The sequence below is a fragment of the Enterobacter cloacae genome (assembly GCF_011078175.1).
Lineage (GTDB): Bacteria > Pseudomonadota > Gammaproteobacteria > Enterobacterales > Enterobacteriaceae > Enterobacter > Enterobacter cloacae_Q.
The window spans coordinates 21311-37875 of record NZ_JAALCJ010000001.1; the positions used below are offsets into that span (position 1 = coordinate 21311).

15 protein-coding genes and 1 pseudogene are annotated in these 16565 nt (G+C 51.5%); 8 read left to right on the plus strand and 8 right to left on the minus strand.

The window, feature by feature from the left end:
• Nucleotides 1-67 precede the first annotated feature (67 nt).
• Together G6Q29_RS00110 and G6Q29_RS00115 are read right to left on the minus strand one after the other, a co-directional pair.
• Nucleotides 68-1444 carry a hypothetical protein gene (locus G6Q29_RS00110; protein ID WP_165464040.1) on the minus strand — a complete coding sequence of 459 codons (1377 nt, stop codon included), beginning with the start codon at nucleotides 1442-1444 and terminating at the stop codon, nucleotides 68-70.
• A 367-nt stretch (nucleotides 1445-1811) separates the two neighbouring features.
• Nucleotides 1812-2765 carry a lysozyme inhibitor LprI family protein gene (locus G6Q29_RS00115; RefSeq protein ID WP_165464041.1) on the minus strand — a complete coding sequence of 318 codons (954 nt, stop codon included), beginning with the start codon at nucleotides 2763-2765 and terminating at the stop codon, nucleotides 1812-1814.
• Between the two features lie 620 nt (nucleotides 2766-3385).
• Here G6Q29_RS00115 and G6Q29_RS00120 point away from each other — a divergent pair.
• Nucleotides 3386-3640: pseudogene (locus G6Q29_RS00120) on the plus strand (M3 family metallopeptidase); the annotation flags it as partial.
• 242 nt (nucleotides 3641-3882) lie between these two features.
• Here G6Q29_RS00120 and G6Q29_RS00125 read toward each other — a convergent pair.
• From G6Q29_RS00125 to G6Q29_RS00135, 3 genes are all read right to left on the minus strand, one after another.
• Complete coding sequence (locus G6Q29_RS00125; RefSeq protein ID WP_165464042.1) at nucleotides 3883-4554, minus strand: SOS response-associated peptidase; 672 nt, start codon at nucleotides 4552-4554, stop codon at nucleotides 3883-3885.
• A gap of 148 nt (nucleotides 4555-4702) precedes the next feature.
• The gene (locus tag G6Q29_RS00130; RefSeq protein WP_003857390.1) at nucleotides 4703-4942 is read right to left on the minus strand and encodes a DinI family protein; all 240 of its coding nucleotides are present in this window, start codon (nucleotides 4940-4942) and stop codon (nucleotides 4703-4705) included.
• Between the two features lie 87 nt (nucleotides 4943-5029).
• Nucleotides 5030-6292 (minus strand): amino acid permease, encoded by a 1263-nt coding sequence (locus G6Q29_RS00135; protein ID WP_165464043.1) that lies wholly within the window; start codon nucleotides 6290-6292, stop codon nucleotides 5030-5032.
• Nucleotides 6293-6931: 639 nt separating this feature from the next.
• Here G6Q29_RS00135 and G6Q29_RS00140 point away from each other — a divergent pair.
• A complete protein-coding gene (locus G6Q29_RS00140; protein WP_165464044.1) occupies nucleotides 6932-7297 on the plus strand; it encodes a hypothetical protein in 366 nt (121 codons plus the stop codon).
• A gap of 10 nt (nucleotides 7298-7307) precedes the next feature.
• Entirely contained in the window at nucleotides 7308-9404 is a 2097-nt protein-coding gene (locus tag G6Q29_RS00145) for a pyrroloquinoline quinone-dependent dehydrogenase (protein ID WP_165464045.1), read from the plus strand.
• An 83-nt stretch (nucleotides 9405-9487) separates the two neighbouring features.
• Here G6Q29_RS00145 and G6Q29_RS00150 read toward each other — a convergent pair whose 3' ends face one another.
• The gene (locus G6Q29_RS00150; RefSeq protein ID WP_165464046.1) at nucleotides 9488-10078 is read right to left on the minus strand and encodes a DUF4142 domain-containing protein; all 591 of its coding nucleotides are present in this window, start codon (nucleotides 10076-10078) and stop codon (nucleotides 9488-9490) included.
• A gap of 228 nt (nucleotides 10079-10306) precedes the next feature.
• On the opposite strand from G6Q29_RS00150, the gene G6Q29_RS00155 reads away from it, so the two are divergent.
• Together G6Q29_RS00155 and G6Q29_RS00160 are read left to right on the plus strand one after the other, a co-directional pair.
• Entirely contained in the window at nucleotides 10307-10585 is a 279-nt protein-coding gene (locus G6Q29_RS00155) for a DUF1471 domain-containing protein (RefSeq protein ID WP_165464047.1), read from the plus strand.
• A gap of 307 nt (nucleotides 10586-10892) precedes the next feature.
• Nucleotides 10893-11066 (plus strand): GnsA/GnsB family addiction module toxin, encoded by a 174-nt coding sequence (locus G6Q29_RS00160; protein ID WP_006808842.1) that lies wholly within the window; start codon nucleotides 10893-10895, stop codon nucleotides 11064-11066.
• 197 nt (nucleotides 11067-11263) lie between these two features.
• Here G6Q29_RS00160 and G6Q29_RS00165 read toward each other — a convergent pair whose 3' ends face one another.
• The gene (locus G6Q29_RS00165; protein WP_165464048.1) at nucleotides 11264-12253 is read right to left on the minus strand and encodes a 2-hydroxyacid dehydrogenase; all 990 of its coding nucleotides are present in this window, start codon (nucleotides 12251-12253) and stop codon (nucleotides 11264-11266) included.
• 210 nt (nucleotides 12254-12463) lie between these two features.
• Between G6Q29_RS00165 and G6Q29_RS00170 the strand changes: the two genes are divergently transcribed.
• From G6Q29_RS00170 to G6Q29_RS00180, 3 genes are read left to right on the plus strand one after another with little or no spacing between them, the layout of a single operon-like run.
• Entirely contained in the window at nucleotides 12464-15103 is a 2640-nt protein-coding gene (locus G6Q29_RS00170) for a YdbH family protein (protein WP_165464049.1), read from the plus strand.
• Nucleotides 15100-15291, plus strand: coding sequence for a YnbE family lipoprotein (locus G6Q29_RS00175; RefSeq protein ID WP_003857369.1), 192 nt, complete (start codon nucleotides 15100-15102; stop codon nucleotides 15289-15291). Before G6Q29_RS00170 ends, G6Q29_RS00175 begins: the two co-directional genes overlap by 4 nt.
• A 7-nt stretch (nucleotides 15292-15298) precedes the next feature.
• A complete protein-coding gene (locus tag G6Q29_RS00180) occupies nucleotides 15299-15616 on the plus strand; it encodes a YdbL family protein (RefSeq protein ID WP_094089520.1) in 318 nt (105 codons plus the stop codon).
• On the opposite strand, the gene feaR is transcribed toward G6Q29_RS00180, so the two are convergent.
• Nucleotides 15617-16525 carry a transcriptional regulator FeaR gene (gene feaR / locus G6Q29_RS00185; protein ID WP_165464050.1) on the minus strand — a complete coding sequence of 303 codons (909 nt, stop codon included), beginning with the start codon at nucleotides 16523-16525 and terminating at the stop codon, nucleotides 15617-15619. It abuts the gene before it with no gap.
• Nucleotides 16526-16565: the final 40 nt, after the last annotated feature.

Genomic DNA, 16565 nt, shown 5'->3' on the forward strand with positions numbered 1-16565 from the left:
TACAGAGGTGTCAACTGACCTCACAATAATAGTCATCGGGCAACAGGCTATAAATATGTCAAGGCCATCACAGATGATCATAAAGGCTCGTGATATAAATTAGAAGCTCTTCTTTTTTCATTTTTAAAACTTCTGATGGTGAATTAGTATACTGAATTGCATTCCTAAATGAGATTAGTTCCTCTATAAGAGATGAGATTTCTTCTTTAATTCTATTGTAGCTCACGTCAACGCTATATTCATACCAGTCTTGTTTATTATGTAGCGAAGAAGCGTTTAAGATAAGAGATTTAATTGTTGAGTGAAAATCATCTCGAAATATTAAAAGGGATTCCATTGAGATATCGTAACGCATATAATAAGTGAAGAATTTAATTAGTTCCTTGTCGTAATACAGTCCCTTTATTGATGTTGAGGATAAATATGTTTTACTTGGGTAAATGTTATTATTGTTCTGAATGATTTTCTCTACCCTTTCCTTATAAAATTCATTAGCCTTGCAGGAAATATAGGCGATTAGTTCCACCTCATTGAGTGTTTTGATATGCTCATTTAAAGAGATAAGAAGTATTTCTTTTATGCTAAGTGTTTTTTGTAGAGAACGGCTTATATCAATCGTCTTATTTTTCAGATTGTATGCTAGACATATAAAGAAATCAGGATTCAATAAAAATTCCTTTAACTTAGTTATGTGATGGCGATTCTTGCTATCTGCATTTTCCATAAACTCGCGTCTATAAAAATAAACATAACAACTTTCGTATGTAGTATAAGTAACCTCTTTAGCCACTTGCTCCAAATGAATTTGTTTATTAACTCGGGGTTTCAAATGTTCAAAAAAATCAAAATCTTTAAGCATGGCATTATAATACGAATAACTTTCGCAATCATTTAAATTAAATGTTTTATTGTTAATAACAGATGCGTTGCAGGCTACCAGGAATAAAAGATCGTTTGGTATAAAAGATCTCACGAGGGAGGTATATCTTTTTTGAGTTTTAATTACATCTTTTTCGTCAAATTTATCATTTAATGGTAACTCTTCTTTAATGCTTTTAAGGGTATGATATAGAATTCGCATGTATGGACTTAGTTGCTCATGGCCTCTAATTTCACGGACAAGACACTCTGTATTAATTTGTTTATCAGAATAATTATTCACTTTCAACCAATCTCTAACCCTGGCCAAAGCGTCATTATGTTGCTCCAGAACGAGATTAAATTTTTGTTGAAAGAGATTTTGTGAGCTTGCTTCTCGTGTAAGGTTTGCGGCTTTCCAGGCAACGTAACCTTGGTACATAGCGGCAAAAAGAGCAAGGCCTGTAGCTAGCGCTCCAATTTTTTCCATGAACTTCCAAATAACAGCATGGTAAATATATACGGGATAGGCGACCAATAAAACGCCATACAAAAAGTAACACTTCATTTTTTTATTCGTTTTCATATGATTTCCGTAATATATTATCATGATGTCAATCATGTATTCTGATGGTAAAGCCGATATAGAATATTACACCTGATTTCTGTAGGCTATTATTGCTTTAACCTGCGTATGTCCGACTATATCATTAAAACTCTTTTCAATAATTACCAGTGCGTTAAAAATTTACAATGTCTACTTTTGGCATAAAGCTAACGTCCTCTCTGGGTGCAGAACAGTAGAAAGCTGTCTTGTGATGATTTTGCAAAACTCTGGTTTTGACGTGGCGCTTGGGTGTCTTACTTAAAAAACGACATAAGACATGGCAAAGATTATAAAGCATTAGGCTGGCGCCAGCTCAGTACTGGACTCCAGCCTAAGGGGGCTTCAGTTATTGTGTTCTGATGAAAGCAGTCCTTGAGAGGGTCATTTGCGTCTGACAGTCGACCATTTTCCTGACTTCAGAATCTGTTCCCTGCATTGACACTTTGCCACACATGGCATCCTTTGTTTTGATCCACTGGCGCTGAGAAGGCAGTAACTCTTTCTTCTTCGCCGGCGTTAATGTGCTCCATGCAGTGTTTAAATCAGAGTCGGCATTCGCAAACGCCATTCGGGACCGATCAAGGCTGCCAACGTCTTGCTGTTTAACCTGCTGCTCCGCTTTTTCTTGTGCCTGCAACTGCGTCTGTCTCTCAATTTGCTGCTCTTCCTCATACTGGGCCTGTTGTTGCGCCCTGAGTTGTGCCTGTTGTTGCGCTTCCATTTGGCTCTGCTGAGCATCCTTAGCCTGCTGGATCTTCTGCTGTTCAACGATCGGGTTGATGATGGAAAGCGATGTCAGGGCAGCAGCACCCACAGATATCGGATTATCCGAGGAGGCTTTTACAAAAACGTTTTTCTGATCGTCGGTCGCCTGGGCGGTGTAGGAGATGCGTTTTGAAAAGGTATTTGCGTTGTGGTCTAAAGACAGGCTTTCCATTTGCTTATCGAGATTACGGCTAAAGTTTTTTCTGTAAGCATCAGAAAGCTGAGCGTACTCATTTGCCGGTAGGGTCATCGTTACGGTACCTTCACACGTTTTCATTGTGCTACCAGTATCACTTGAGGTTGTGGAGATTTCAGAGATGACCAGTTTGATCTTGTCCAGGGCGCTTCTTTTAGTCTGATTAGTGACATCAGGGTATTTATCGACCTGTTCAGAGAGTCCTTCATAAGCAGATTTTTTTAATAAATCCATGAGCGCTGACTGGGTCATTTCGGAAGAACAACCGATCAAGTCTTTTTGGTTATCACAGCCTGTAATGGCAACGGCGAGTATGAGTGCTGCATATTTTAATCTCATAAGTTCCCTTTATATTAAGGATTGGCTTTTATGAGGCGGTATGTAATCAGTCCGGATGGCTAATGCAAACAGCACTGAACACTGAACGCGTCACAAGCAAGGACCAGAGTAGTATCGGCAAAGACTGTAGAATCTTTAATTTAAATAAAGATAACATTATGCAACGGGTACTTTAACGATGATCCCGATGCGAGGGTCTGAACGTCAGCTTCTCGCCACAGAGTTTGGGAAGGAAAGGGGGCTTGTGAGCCGTGCTGTGTTCCATCCAGTGGCGATTGATACAGGCTGGCTGCTGGGAAATTGGGTAATGTAGTTTGATCTGTCTGGCATTGCTTAGATGCCGGAGGGACATTTAGGCTTAATGAGGCACGTCGCGAAAATGGTGGCCCTACGCAACGTTAAAGTTATGTCATTAAGCGGGTTTCGTTTACTAATTCCGCGAAATACGAGCGTTTAGTGTCGGTGACGCGGCATTGTTGAGAGAGATTTTTCTCCGAAACGATACGCAACCTACTGACTAGCACCAGGTTCTGTTATCGGAATAAATAGTGCAAATCAACGCTTCGATTACAAGTTAACTTATCGTTTGGAATGAATAAAAAAACTGTTAAAGAGTAAGCTTCGCCCACATCTGCGGCGGCGTCTACGCGGCGGGGTATTACGCCTGTCTCTGGACGCAGATGCTGGTGGACGATGGCTATCAGCGGTTTGTCGGGCAGGCTGGTTTGACTCGCGAAAAGAGATAGGAATTCCGCCAGGCAAATTTATCGCGCGGGAACAGTCCTGATTTAGCTGAACTTTATCGCCAGTGGCGTGGCCACGATGCCCGGTTTTTTTCCGAGTTTTTTGTTCCTCTCAAAACTCCCCCAAAATGATTCTGAAATCCTGTCTGATAAGTGCCCGCTGGCGTTGTTGGGAATTGATGCCTTGCACTACATTTAACCGCTCCGATAGCGATCGCTGGTGGTGAAACGTCGGCAAATGCTTTGCCATTCCTGACGCGCAGTTAATCCGAATGCTTCGTTTCATGTTAACGTCACCCTTGATTAAGGTTAGCGTTGGATCGACTCGTCGAGTTCATAGCTCAAAGCGGACGTGATTGCTCTGTTTTGGTATTTCAGCGAGCGGCCTCGATTAATTCTGCCCCCTGATTCTTTACGTTTCCCACGGCGCGCGTGACTGCGTGCCAGATAAACTTATCTGCTGGCACCGCACCGTCGGCAACAATCTCCTCAGCCTCTTTTCCGCCAACATCCTGCCGCATCCATTCTCTTGCAGCTTCTGGCGTAAGAACCAGCGGCCGCCGATCGTGTATATCAACCAGCCCCTTGTCCGCAGCAGACGTCACTATGAGAAATCCCTCAGCTTCATCGCCGCGCTCAAACGGCGTACTGCCGATCGCCGCCATGAATATCGGCTGCCCGTCGGCCCGATAAATGAAATACGGCTGTTTCCTGTCGCCTTCCTTTTTCCATTCGAACCACCCATCGGCAAAACAGATCGCCCGGCCATGCTGCCACAGAGGTCTAAACATTTTGCTGGTGGCTGCGGTTTCTGCACGCGCGTTAATCAGTGGCGCTTTGTCCCACCATCCAGGCGCATAGCCCCAGAAGACAGGATCGAGGTGCAGTTGTTCATCGCGTTCGCTCAACAGCAGCACTTTGGTACCGGGTGCCACGTTGTAGCGGCCAATGGGCTCGGGGTCATATGCAATGTCGCGATCGCCTTCTTCGGCAAGGTATGCCAGATATTCCTCACGGGTTTGGGCTTGTGCAAAACGTCCACACATAGAAACCTCCAGTCAGTCAGACTGAAAGTATAGGGCAGGGAGAAGAGTTGCGCGGGCACGATCCAAAGATTGAACCGATGCCGGGGGATCGCGGGCTGAGCGCACAGGGACATTAAGGATTGAAAACAGAACCGGGCATTGCGCCCGGTTACTCTTGTATCAACCACATGTCCGACTCTTCGAACATCTCCTCAAGCATGCGGTTGAGCTTTTCACGGTCGCTTTTGCTGGCGTCGCTGTTCAGGCCGTTCGCTTGCATTGGCTTGACCGTCACGCTGGCATCAGGAAAAATCCGGTGCACGCGTTTTGTCAGCTCGGCCAGGATGATTTCCCTTGCTCCCTCCAGCCCCTGTACGTTTCGCTTGTCATAAACCAGTTCCACAAACATGATTGTTTACCTTATGGATATTACGCATGTGATTCAGCCTGAACGTAAAATACTACTGTATATGGGTACAGTCAAACGACGTTCAGGCTAAAGCATTGTCCAGAGTAATGCAGACAGCGTCGCCAGCCCCCCCAGAACAACCAGAAACACCGTCACGCCGCGAAGATCCGTCAGCGAGGGGCGGGTGTATATGAGGTATGCAGGGATAAGGAACAGGATCACCGCAATCAATGGTCCGCAGAACATCTCAATCAGGCTGAGCACGTCCGGATTGGTATAAACAATGCCATAGGTCAGCAGGAACAGCACCAGAGAGGCCAGCCGCTTGCCGGCGCTGGCCTTGTTGCCGGATACGCTGGCAGCCAGTTGACCAAACGTTTGTGCGACCGACAGGCCTACGCCGAGGAAGGATTTCGTCATACCGATGATCGCGATGAGCGGGGCTATGTGGTAAATCAGGCTGAAACTACCGTTTCCCTTCATCACGGACAGCACGTTCAGGTTTTCCGCCTTCGCCCGCACAAAGTTGTCATGCGGGATACCCAGCACGCAGCTCAGCACGAAAAAGAGGATACTGGCGAAGATGGCGAAATAGGCGATACGGATCACAAACAGTGCCTTTTTCTCACCCTCCGCTTTCCTCTCCCGGTAGTAAGAGCTCAGCGGGGAGACCATAGGCGCACAGCAAAACGAGAAGGTAATAAGCGGCAGCGTCAGCCAGATATTCTTCAGCGTTACCGGAAGCGGCGTGGCGGTCATTTCAGCGGCCGTATCGGTCAGGTTAGACAGATGCCAGCCCGGGATAAGGGCTACGGCGATCAGCAGCACAGATGCCGCGAACGGCAGCGCAAGCGCGCTCATAATGGCCACAACTCTGTCCCGGCCCTTGCTCAGCACCACATACAGTGCGGCAACCACGATAAACGACAATGGTCCACGGCTGAGCGCGGTAATATGCAGATGCTCCACCAGTAAATTATCCAGCGCATTAATCAGCGCCACCCCATAAACCAGGGTTACCGGGAAGAAGGTCACACAATAGAACAGGGTGATGAGCTTTTCACCCCGTCCGCTGAAGAAGGAACCGAAGATGGGCAATGTGCCGTTTTCAGTCTTCTCCTCACGCATATACACACGACAGAGGAGTAAATGGGGGATCAGGGATAACGGCAGCCCCAGCAGGAGCATGACCAGGAAAATGACCGGGCCTCGGGTGCCGATTTCCACAGGAAGGAACAGCGTTCCCGCCCCGACGGCTGTACCATAGAGGCCCAGGGTCCAGATGTTATCCTTCCAGTGCCAGTCAGAGCGTGGCGTAATAGTAGCTGAGAGAGCTGTGGCTTTATTCATTATGTGTTACCGCGTGAGTAAAGGGCGACGACGTGTTTAGTTTTTTTCTGTTCGCTAAAGTCGACGCGCCATTACGTCGCGGGGGGAGGGGTTTGATTTCGCATACCGTAAACCTTATGTGTATGCCTGAGATAACTATCGTTATTCTTTGACGATGCATTAACAGGCGGTTAATTAAGAAAGGGATTTGTTAAATTAATGAACAAATAACGCCTGACGTTCCCTGCCTGCACGTCTGTTAATTAAAAAGTAAATGCCCTGTTTTATTAAGTACCATAAGGAATCGTGATATTGAAGCGGGGATTTATTTATTATTTTATTCTCCGTAAAAAAGCCTTTTTCTTTCAGAAATAAAAAACAGAATGTAGACAATCCTGTAACTCGCTCGTAGCTATCGAACCGTTTTGTAACACAACGCGCTCTTTCTGGTGGCGAAGAGACGCTGGGGGTTGTATGTCCGCCATTAAACGCCCCTTAAAAAAATCCTCTTCTATACTCAGTAACGTTTAGTGAAATATGCCGTCGCTCCTCACGCCGCGTATACCTTAATTACGATTGACGCACAGGCAGCAGGGGCATATATCCACGAAAACGCCTTAATGAGGGTCATTTTGCATTTTTTAGAGGGGGATTCCTGGTATGTTGCATTCTCAATCCTCGCGTGTCGGCAGCATTTTGCTGCTGTTGACCGCGGTTACAGGCTTCGCGGTAGCGCTATATGCGTGGTGGACGCCGCTTACCGGCGTCACTGGTACCATTGGCGCAATGGGTGTGGTCATTGCCAGCGTGGTGCTGGCGATACTGACCTTTATGTTACGTGCGGCATCGCGTCGCGGGGCGCGCATTTTCCTGATTATTGTTACCCTGGTGGTGCTGGCGGGGATTGGTTTTGCCGCCGCGCTGCTGCACCAGTACATCATAACGGCAGCCATGGTGGTCGGCCTGATTGGTCTGATCATGCTGAGCAGCCATTCCGCCCGTTACAACCATCCCGTCAGAAACTGAGGAGCCGCCCGTGCATAACGATAAGCATTATCCCTTCATAAAAGTCAGCATGACGGCGCTGGCGCTGCTGGTCGCCCCCTTCGCGCTACAGGCACAGGATAAGGCCGCTGAAGCCTCTCAGGGAACCCAGGAATCGCTTAATATCGATGCGGCCGATCAGCAGGCGCCTGGAACCACAAAAACCACAGACGATGCCTCAAGCGGCAATGGTAGCGAGCAGAAAGTGGCCTCGACGAGCCAGACAGCGACGTCGCTGGTGCCCGGCACCGCCACCTGGGACAGCTTCCACGGCCAGCTTAATGCGCAGAAATACAGCCCCTTGACCCAGATTACGGCGGATAACGTTGGTAAATTAACGAAAGTCTGGGAGTTTCATACTGGTGATGTCTCGGATGGTAAAGGCGACACGCCGGCCACCGTCTGGTCTGCAACGCCCATTTTCGCCAACGATACGCTCTACATCGGCACGCCATTCGATCGCCTGATTGCGCTGGATCCGGGGACAGGTAAAGAGAAATGGCACTATGACACCAAATCGTCCCGCAAGGCGCTGACCCAGCCGGTGCTGAAAAACCGCGGCGTTTCCTACTGGCAGGCCAAAAATCCTGTGACGGGTGAGGCATGCCAGAAGATGGTCTATATGGGCACCGTTGACGGCAAGCTTTTTGCGATGGACGCCGATTCAGGCAAGCCGTGCAGCGACTTCGCGGACAATGGCGTGTTGGATCTGAACCAGTGGAACACCGTTAACGCTAAGTATCCGCTCTCTGTCCTGCAACCGCCAACCGTAGTTGGCAACCATCTGCTGATAGGCTGGGCCGGGAAAGACTGGGCCTATGCCGAAGCCCCTCCGGGTACCGTATTTTCAGTCAACGCCCGGACCGGTAAGCTTGAATGGACCTTTGAGGCGATCCCCGCAGAGATCCGCAAGCGTACCGGTACCGCCAACGTCTGGACGCACATGTCCGCCGATGAGGCCAATGGGCTGGTCTATCTCCCGGTCTCATCGCCGTCTCCTAACTATTGGGGCGGCAACCGCGCCGACGCTATTCCGCTCGGCACTTCGACCACCGCGCTGGACATCAACACAGGTAAAGTGGTCTGGTCTCGCCAGTGGGTACACCACGACGTCTGGGATTACGACATCAACTCCGCCCCGACGCTGATGGACATCACCGTAGATGGCAAGCAGATCCCGGCGCTGGTTCAGGCCACCAAGCAGGGCTTCCTGTTTGTGGTAAACCGTCTGACGGGAGAGGACGTATGGCCAATCGAAGAACGTCCGGTTCCGCAGGGTGATGGTTCGGTCCAGGGCGAAGTTCTCTCGCCCACGCAGCCATTCCCGACCAAACCCGCGCCGCTGCTCGACCAGTCGAAAAAACCGGCAATCTGGAAGCTGGCGGATATCGTCGGTGCAGGCCAGTGCTCCCGCCTGTGGGATAACCTGACCTATGAGGGTATGTATACTCCGCCAACCACCAAAGGCGAAGGCACGCTCACCTATCCCGACAGCGCTGGCGGTGTGCAGTGGGGCGGAGTGGCGTTCGATCCGCAAAAACAGATCGCCATCGTCAACACCTCGCATATCGTTCAGTACGTGAAACTCTACAACCGTGAGGATTACGATAATGCGGACAAAGACTCTGGCAACGAAAGCGGCTTTGCGCCGCAAGAAGGCGCCCCGTACGGTATGCGTCTGCTGGTGGCGAGCAACTGGCTGGGCATGCCGTGCTGGCAACCGCCGTTTGGTGAAATCGTGGCGCTGGACATGCACACGGGTGATGTGAAATGGCGTCGCCCGGTTGGTGCTTCCCAGCAGTATGGCTTCTTTATGCCGGAAAGTTGGGGTTCTCCTACCATTGGAGGCCCGGCCGTAACGGCGGGTGGGGTGATCTTCATTGGCGCCTCAATGGATGCCAAAGTACGTGCCTACTCGGTTGAGAGCGGTGAAGAGTTGTGGTCCGATCAGGTAGAAGCTCCGGCAGTAGCGAACCCGTCCGTCTATGAATATAAAGGTCGACAGTATGTGGCCTTCGTAGCGGGTGGTAATACGATCCTGAAGGATCAGGTGGGCGACCAGGTAGTCGTCTACGCGCTGCCTGAATAATTCACCTCAAAGGGGAAAATGAGAGTGGGGTCTGCGGGCCCCACTTTATATTGCATCGACAGCACGTTGAGGGCGCGCCGTTTTTATTTATCGGCCGATGCGCCGGAGTGCGCTGACATCTGCTCAGCGGATTTCAGATGCTGCTCCACGACCGGCGTATGTTCGTTGGCCAGAGCCTTGACGTCCGGATCGTCGATTTTACTGGCGTCGCTCTTAAGCTTCGACAGCACCTTCTCGTGGTCCTTCACGCCAGCATATTCCATATACATTTTGTCAAAAGCGTCACCGCGCTGGTTTTCAAGCCTTGAGTTCAGGGCTTTATGCGCGGCATCTGGCTCGGTCGGCAGCTCTACGCCCTTTTTTTGGGCCACGGCCTGGACTTTGGTCAACGCGGCGCCATGATCGTCGACCATTTTCTGCGCGAATGTTTTCACTTCACTGCTTTGGGCTTTGTCCAGGGCGAGCCTGGCGGCAGCGACCTCGTTGATATTGGCCTGCGCCATGTCCTTCAATGCTTTCTCGTCGCCGGAGCTGAGTCTGGCGTCCGGTTGAGCCTGGCCCGCAGTTTGAGCTTGTGCGGCGCTTGTCGTCTGGGCATGTACGCCAACGGTGCTGAACATTGCGGCAACTGCTGATACGGTTAGCAGCTTTTTCAGGGTTTTACTTGTGTGCATATTGTTCTCCTGATGGTCATGGTACAGGTAAGTTTCGGTTGCTATATATGCAACCGGGAAAATAAATGACAATTGCACAGGTCAGTATAGTAGATGAACCTTCTGCACCCGCAGTTCGGGCCGGTGATGGCGGTTAGGGATGACGAATACTTCTACAATAGTGATAAGGATCATCTACATATTTGCTGCTAATGTTAAATAGTGAAATTCATCAACAGGAGGAATGATATGAGAAAAGCACTATTAGGGAGTGTATTGGCTTTAACAGTAGCAAGCTTCGGCGCATCTGCGGCAGATATGATTTCCAAAGATGAAGCGCACCACTTCAAACTTGAATACCTTGGTAATGTATCTGTTGGGGCTTCAGGTGGACAAATTTCTTCCCCTTCAGATCTTCATCAAAAACTCTCGAAACTGGCCGACGAGAAGGGCGGGAAATATTACGTCATTATCGCTGCCCGTGAGCATGGTCCTAATTTCCAGGCCGTAGCAGAAGTGTTCAAATAATCTTCTCAAATAAAACAGAACCCGCCCAAATGGCGGGTTTTTTGCTGAGAAAGAGCCAAAAAAAATGCCCCTGGTGCGGGGCGAGTTTGAGTCAAACCTTTTCTTATCTTTATCTGTTTTGTGCTCTAAGGCTTTGGGACAATAACACCTTGTGCAAATATTGCAATCCAAATGCATATTTAAATGTGACGGCTGCACAGGTTACACAGATAGTCTACTCTTTACATACAGTTATGGTGAAAGGCAGTTAATCGTTAACTGTCGCCTGCTGGAGAATGGAAACAGTAAACGGTTGCAAGAGGTAAACATGAACGTTGACGCACTGACGCAAAAGGCAGAAGAAGAAATTTCAGCGCTTATCACCAAAAAAATTTCAGAGTTACGTAAAAAAACAGGGCAGGAAGTGTCTGAAATTGAGTTTATCGCTCGTGAAGCCATGACAGGCCTCGAGGGGTATGAGGTAAAAATCAAGCTCATTTGACCTGAAAAACGGTCGCTCCTGCGGTTTAGCACGTTTTCCTGACGCTGTATAAAGCACAGCGGCAAACGTCAGCTAAGACTATCCTTCGCGTGTCAGAATTGAAGCTAAAAAAGCCCGGTGACGCTGCGCTTACCGGGCCTGCAATGAACGCAATCCACAGGCCGGGCAGGGCGTAGCCGCCGCCCGGCTTAGCAGGTTTAGACTATCGCGTTAGGGCACGCTTCGCCCTTTTCAAGTTGACGTAAATTTCCCAGCGTGGTTTCCGAAATACTGATCAGCGCTTCGGCGGTCAGAAACGCCTGATGACCGGTAAACAACACGTTGTGGCAGGCCGACAGGCGACGGAACACGTCGTCCTGGATCACGTCGTTAGATTTATCCTCAAAGAACAGATCGCGTTCGTTCTCATACACATCCATACCTAATGCGCCGATTTTTTGCGTTTTCAACGCTTCGATAGCCGCCTGAGAGTCGATCAGCCCGCCGCGGCTGGTATTGATGATCATCACGCCGTCTTTCATCTGGTCGAATGCCGACTGGTTGAGCAGATGATAGTTCTCCGGGGTCAGCGGACAGTGCAGGGAGATGACGTCAGACTGCGAGAAGAGCGTTTTCAGATCGACATACTCCACGCCCAGCTCCAGCGCAGCGGGGCTTGGGTACGGATCAAACGCCATCAGGCGCATGCCAAATCCTTTCAGGATGCGAAGGGCAGCCACGCCAATTTTGCCGGTACCGATCACGCCTGCGGTTTTACCATACATGGTAAAGCCGGTCAGCCCTTCCAGAGAGAAGTTAGCATCACGGGTTCGCTGATAGGCACGGTGAATACGACGGTTGAGCGACATCATCATCCCGACGGCATGTTCTGCCACGGCTTCCGGAGAATAGGCCGGGACGCGAACGACCTTCAGGCCCAGCTCTTTGGCGGCATCGAGATCGACGTTGTTAAAGCCCGCACAGCGCAGAGCAATGTATTTCACGCCCTGTTTTTTCAGCTCTTCCAGCACCGGTCGGCTACCGTCATCGTTAACAAAGATACACACGCCTTCGCAGCCGTGGGCTGTTTTAGCCGTCTTTTCAGTCAGCAGAAAGTCGAAAAATTCAAGATCGAAACCGTATGTCTCGTTAACATGTTGCAGATACTTTTTGTCGTACTGCTTTGTGCTATATACCGCGAGTTTCATAAGACTTTCTCCAGTGATTTTGGAACCACGTTAGCATGTTTAAAATTATCTTACAATTTTTCAAAATTCATTGAAATCAATAAGTTCTATGAATTATTGTAGAGCATCTACTCTTAAAAATGGCATTACCTTCAACTGACTGGCTAAACATGCGACAATGAGCGGCAAGAACGGCTTATTTTTTTCGCAAAATCAGGATATTAACTGCCCATGAAGGGTAAATACAAAGCCGCAATCGCGCTATTACTGCTGCTGTTACTCGTGCCGCTGACGCTGCTAATGACGCTCGCCCAGTGGGTGCCCACGCTCGCCGGGATCTGGCTTCCCGTTGGAACGCGTATCGCGTTTGAAAAAAGCCCACGGCTTACGCGTCACGCCCTGATCATCCCCGATCTCCGTTATCTGGTAGAAGAGTGCGAAATTGCCCGCGTGGAAAACGTGACCCTGTCACGCCCCAGCCGCTGGGATCTGGATATTGGCGCACTTGAACTCAACTCTGTCTGCCTGAGCAAATTACCGCAGTCAGCGCCCTCAACGGTGGCGCCGAAAACGCTGGCGCAGTGGCAGGCCATCCTGCCCAACACCTGGCTGACCATCCATCGCTTTACCCTTTCTCCCTGGCAGCAATGGGAGGGTGAGCTGCATGCCTCACTGACGCCAGCCCGCCAGGACATCACCTATAACGGGGAGCAGGTGAGCATTAAGGGGCAGTTGCGCGGCCAGACCCTTTCCATCAGCCAGTTCAATGTGCAACTGCCGGATCAGCCGCAGCCCGTGAAGCTGGTTGGTGAATTTACCCTGCCGCTGGTGCCGGACGGCGTGCCGGTGAAAGGGCATACGGTCGCCACCTTTAACGTGCCACAGTTATCCTCGCTGGTCGATGCCGATCTGGACTGGGAGGACAATCAGGGCCAGCTGGTGGTCATGGCGCGGGACAACCCCGATCCGCTGCTCGATTTACCGTGGCAGATCACCGCTCAGCAGTTAACCATCAGCGACGGACGCTGGAACGGGGCAGCTTCCGGTATGCCGATGAGCGGTCGCGTCGGGCTGAAAGTGGATAACTGGCAGCAGGGGCTGGAGAAAGCCACCTTCACGGGGCGGCTCAACGTGCTGACCCAGGGGGATGCGGGTAAGGGTAACGCGGTACTGAATATCGGTCCCGGCTCGCTCAGTATGGAAAACAGCGCTATGCCGCTGCACCTGAGCGGAGAAGCCAAGCAAAACGATCTGATCCTGTATGCCAGGCTCCCGGCGAAGCTGACCGGCAGCCTTTACGATCCGCAGCTTACGTTTGAACCCGGCGCATTATTACGCTCGCGCGGACGCCTCATTGACTCGCTGGATATCGATGAGATCCGCTGGCCGCTGGCGGGCGTGAAGCTCACGCAGAAGGGCGTGGACGGCCGTCTGCAAGCCATTTTACGGGCGCATGAAAACGAGATGGGCGATTTTGAGCTGCATCTGGACGGTCAGGCTAACGACTTTTTACCGGACAACGGTTTGTGGCAGTGGCGCTACTGGGGTAAAGGGAACTTCACGCCGATGAACGCGCGCTGGGATGTCCGGGGAACCGGGGAGTGGCGCGACAACGTTATCGAACTGACCGATCTTTCCACGGGTTTCGACAGATTGCAGTACGGCACGATGCTGGTCAGCAAACCGCGACTGGTGCTTGATCACCCGGTGCGCTGGTCGCGGGACCCGGATAACCCCACCTTCAGCGGCGCGCTCGCGCTTAATGCCGGGCAAACAAGCTTCTCGGGCGGAAGCGTGCTGCCGCCGTCCGTTTTGACCTTCAGCGTTGACGGGACAGACCCGACGGTGTTCCAGTTTAAAGGGAACCTTCATGCGGACGACATCGGCCCGGTCCAGGTGAATGGACGCTGGGACGGCGAACGCCTGCGTGGTCAGGCGTGGTGGCCAAAACAGTCTCTTACGGTGTTTCAGCCGCTGATCCCGCCAGACTGGAAAATGACCTTGCGCGGCGGTGAAATGTACGCGCAGGTGGCTTTCTCAGCGGCGCCGGATCAGGGCTTTGAGGCCGGGGGGCACGGGGTGCTGAAAGCGGGCAGCGCGTGGATGCCGGATAATGAGATCAACGGCGTTGATTTTGTTCTGCCGTTCCGCTTAAGCCAGGGCACCTGGTCGCTGGGGACCCGCGGGCCGGTAACGTTACGAATCGACGAGGTGAAAAACCTGGTCACAGCCCGAAATATCACTGCGGATCTCCAGGGCGATTATCCCTGGTCCGAAACGAATCCGCTTCTGCTCACTAACGTAAAGGTAGAAGCGCTCGGCGGGAAAATCACCATGCAGCAGTTGAGAATGCCGCAGCACGATCCGGCCTTACTGCGCGTAGATAATATTTCCTCCAGCGAACTGATAAGCGCGGTAAATCCGAAGCAGTTTACCCTGTCCGGCCCGGTGAGCGGCGCGCTGCCGTTCTGGCTGGACAATGAAAAATGGATCATTAAAGATGGCTGGCTAACCAACCCGGGGCCGATGACGCTGCGCATCGACCAGGACACGGCGGATGCCATTGTGAAAGACAATATGGTTGCCGGGGCGGCGATCAACTGGCTCCGCTATATGGAAATTTCGCAGTCGTGGACAAAACTCAATGTGGATAATCTGGGTGTGTTAACCATGCAGGCAGCCATTAAAGGCACCAGCCGCGTCGAGGGTAAAAGCAGCTTCGTAAACCTGAATTACACCCATGAAGAGAACATTTTTACCCTCTGGCGCAGCCTGCGCTTTGGGGACAATCTGCAAACATGGTTTGAGCAACATGCGGCGATACCCCTTCTCCGCGGTTCGACAGGCAAGGAAAGTGAGGAACAACAATGAAAAAGAGGGCTGGTGTACTCACCGTGGCCGTCGTCGCGCTGCTGTCAGGCTGCACGCCGCGCATAGAAGTGGCGGCGCCTAAAGAGCCGATCACCATCAACATGAACGTGAAAATCGAGCATGAAATCCATATCAAGGTGGATAAAGACGTTGAAGCCCTGCTGAAATCCCGCAGCGATCTGTTCTGAGGATGTCATGAAACGATTAGCTCTGATATTACTGGCGCTGGGAATGAACGTTCACGCCGCCACGCTTACGCTTAACGATGCACGTGCCCAGGGGCGCGTCGGGGAAACGTTGAGCGGCTATCTTGCGCCCGTTCAGCACGACGCTGAAACCCTGGCGCTGGTGAACCGTATCAACGCCGCACGCACGGAAAGTTACCAGCAGCTGGCTGACAGTAATAATTTGCCCGTCGACGAGGTGGCGAAAATGGCGGGACAAAAGCTGGTGGCCCGCGCGCAGCCGGGTGAATATGTGAAGGGGATTAACGGCAAGTGGCTGAAAAAGTAACTAGCGGTAACGCTTACGGTATTCGCCCGGCGAAACCCCGAAACGCTGCTTAAAGGCCGTGGAAAAATGGCTATGGTCGGTAAAGCCCCAGCTGTAGCCAATGCCCGCCAGCTTTTCGTCATCGCTGATGGAACGCAGCGCCTGAGCGCATAAATCGAGGCGACGGTTCTTAATATACTGCGCCACCACCAGCCCTTTCCCGGCAAACATGCGGTACAAGCTACGCACGGACATGCCGCTCTCTGAGGCTATCCACTCCGGTCTTAACGCCTCCGACTGGATATGATCATCAATCAGGGACAGAACGTGGCGGAACTGACGCTCCTTGCGCGGCAGCACCTCGTCATGCTGCTGGAAGGCCGGACGCAGCAGACACACCATCGCCTCCAGCGCCGCTTCGCTTTCACTGGCGCTCAGTTCGGCATTCCCCATACTCTCCTGTAACAATCGGTGGCTTAGCTGCACGGTAGGCAGACTGCGGGAGAGGGGGAGCGCGCATCGCACTTCCTGAAAACGCGCGTGTTGCTCAATGATTTGTCGCGGGAGCAGCAGCGAAATCTGGCGGGAACGCTCCTGCCAGTAAATGGAGCACGGGCGGGAGGCGTCAATCAGCGTGATATCACCGGCTTTCAGCATCGCGCGCTGGTTGTCCTGTTCGATTCCGGCGCTGCCTTCCAGCTGAAACACGGTGTAGAACCAGGCGTCGTTGCCGTTTTTGATCTCCTGACGGGTGCGAAACAGGTTAACGCCTGCGGCGGTCACCGTGCTCAGCTTCAGACTTTGGGTATAGCTGGTTTCCAGCTCGCCGAGAAACGCCCCCTCTAACGGACGTGCCGCAAAGCGCCCACAAACCTGGTTAATTTGCGCCAGCCACTGCTGAAAATTGTCCTGTTCGCTTGCACACGCCATTGATGTTCTCGCTGCACCGTCACTGTTTTCGCATTGTTGC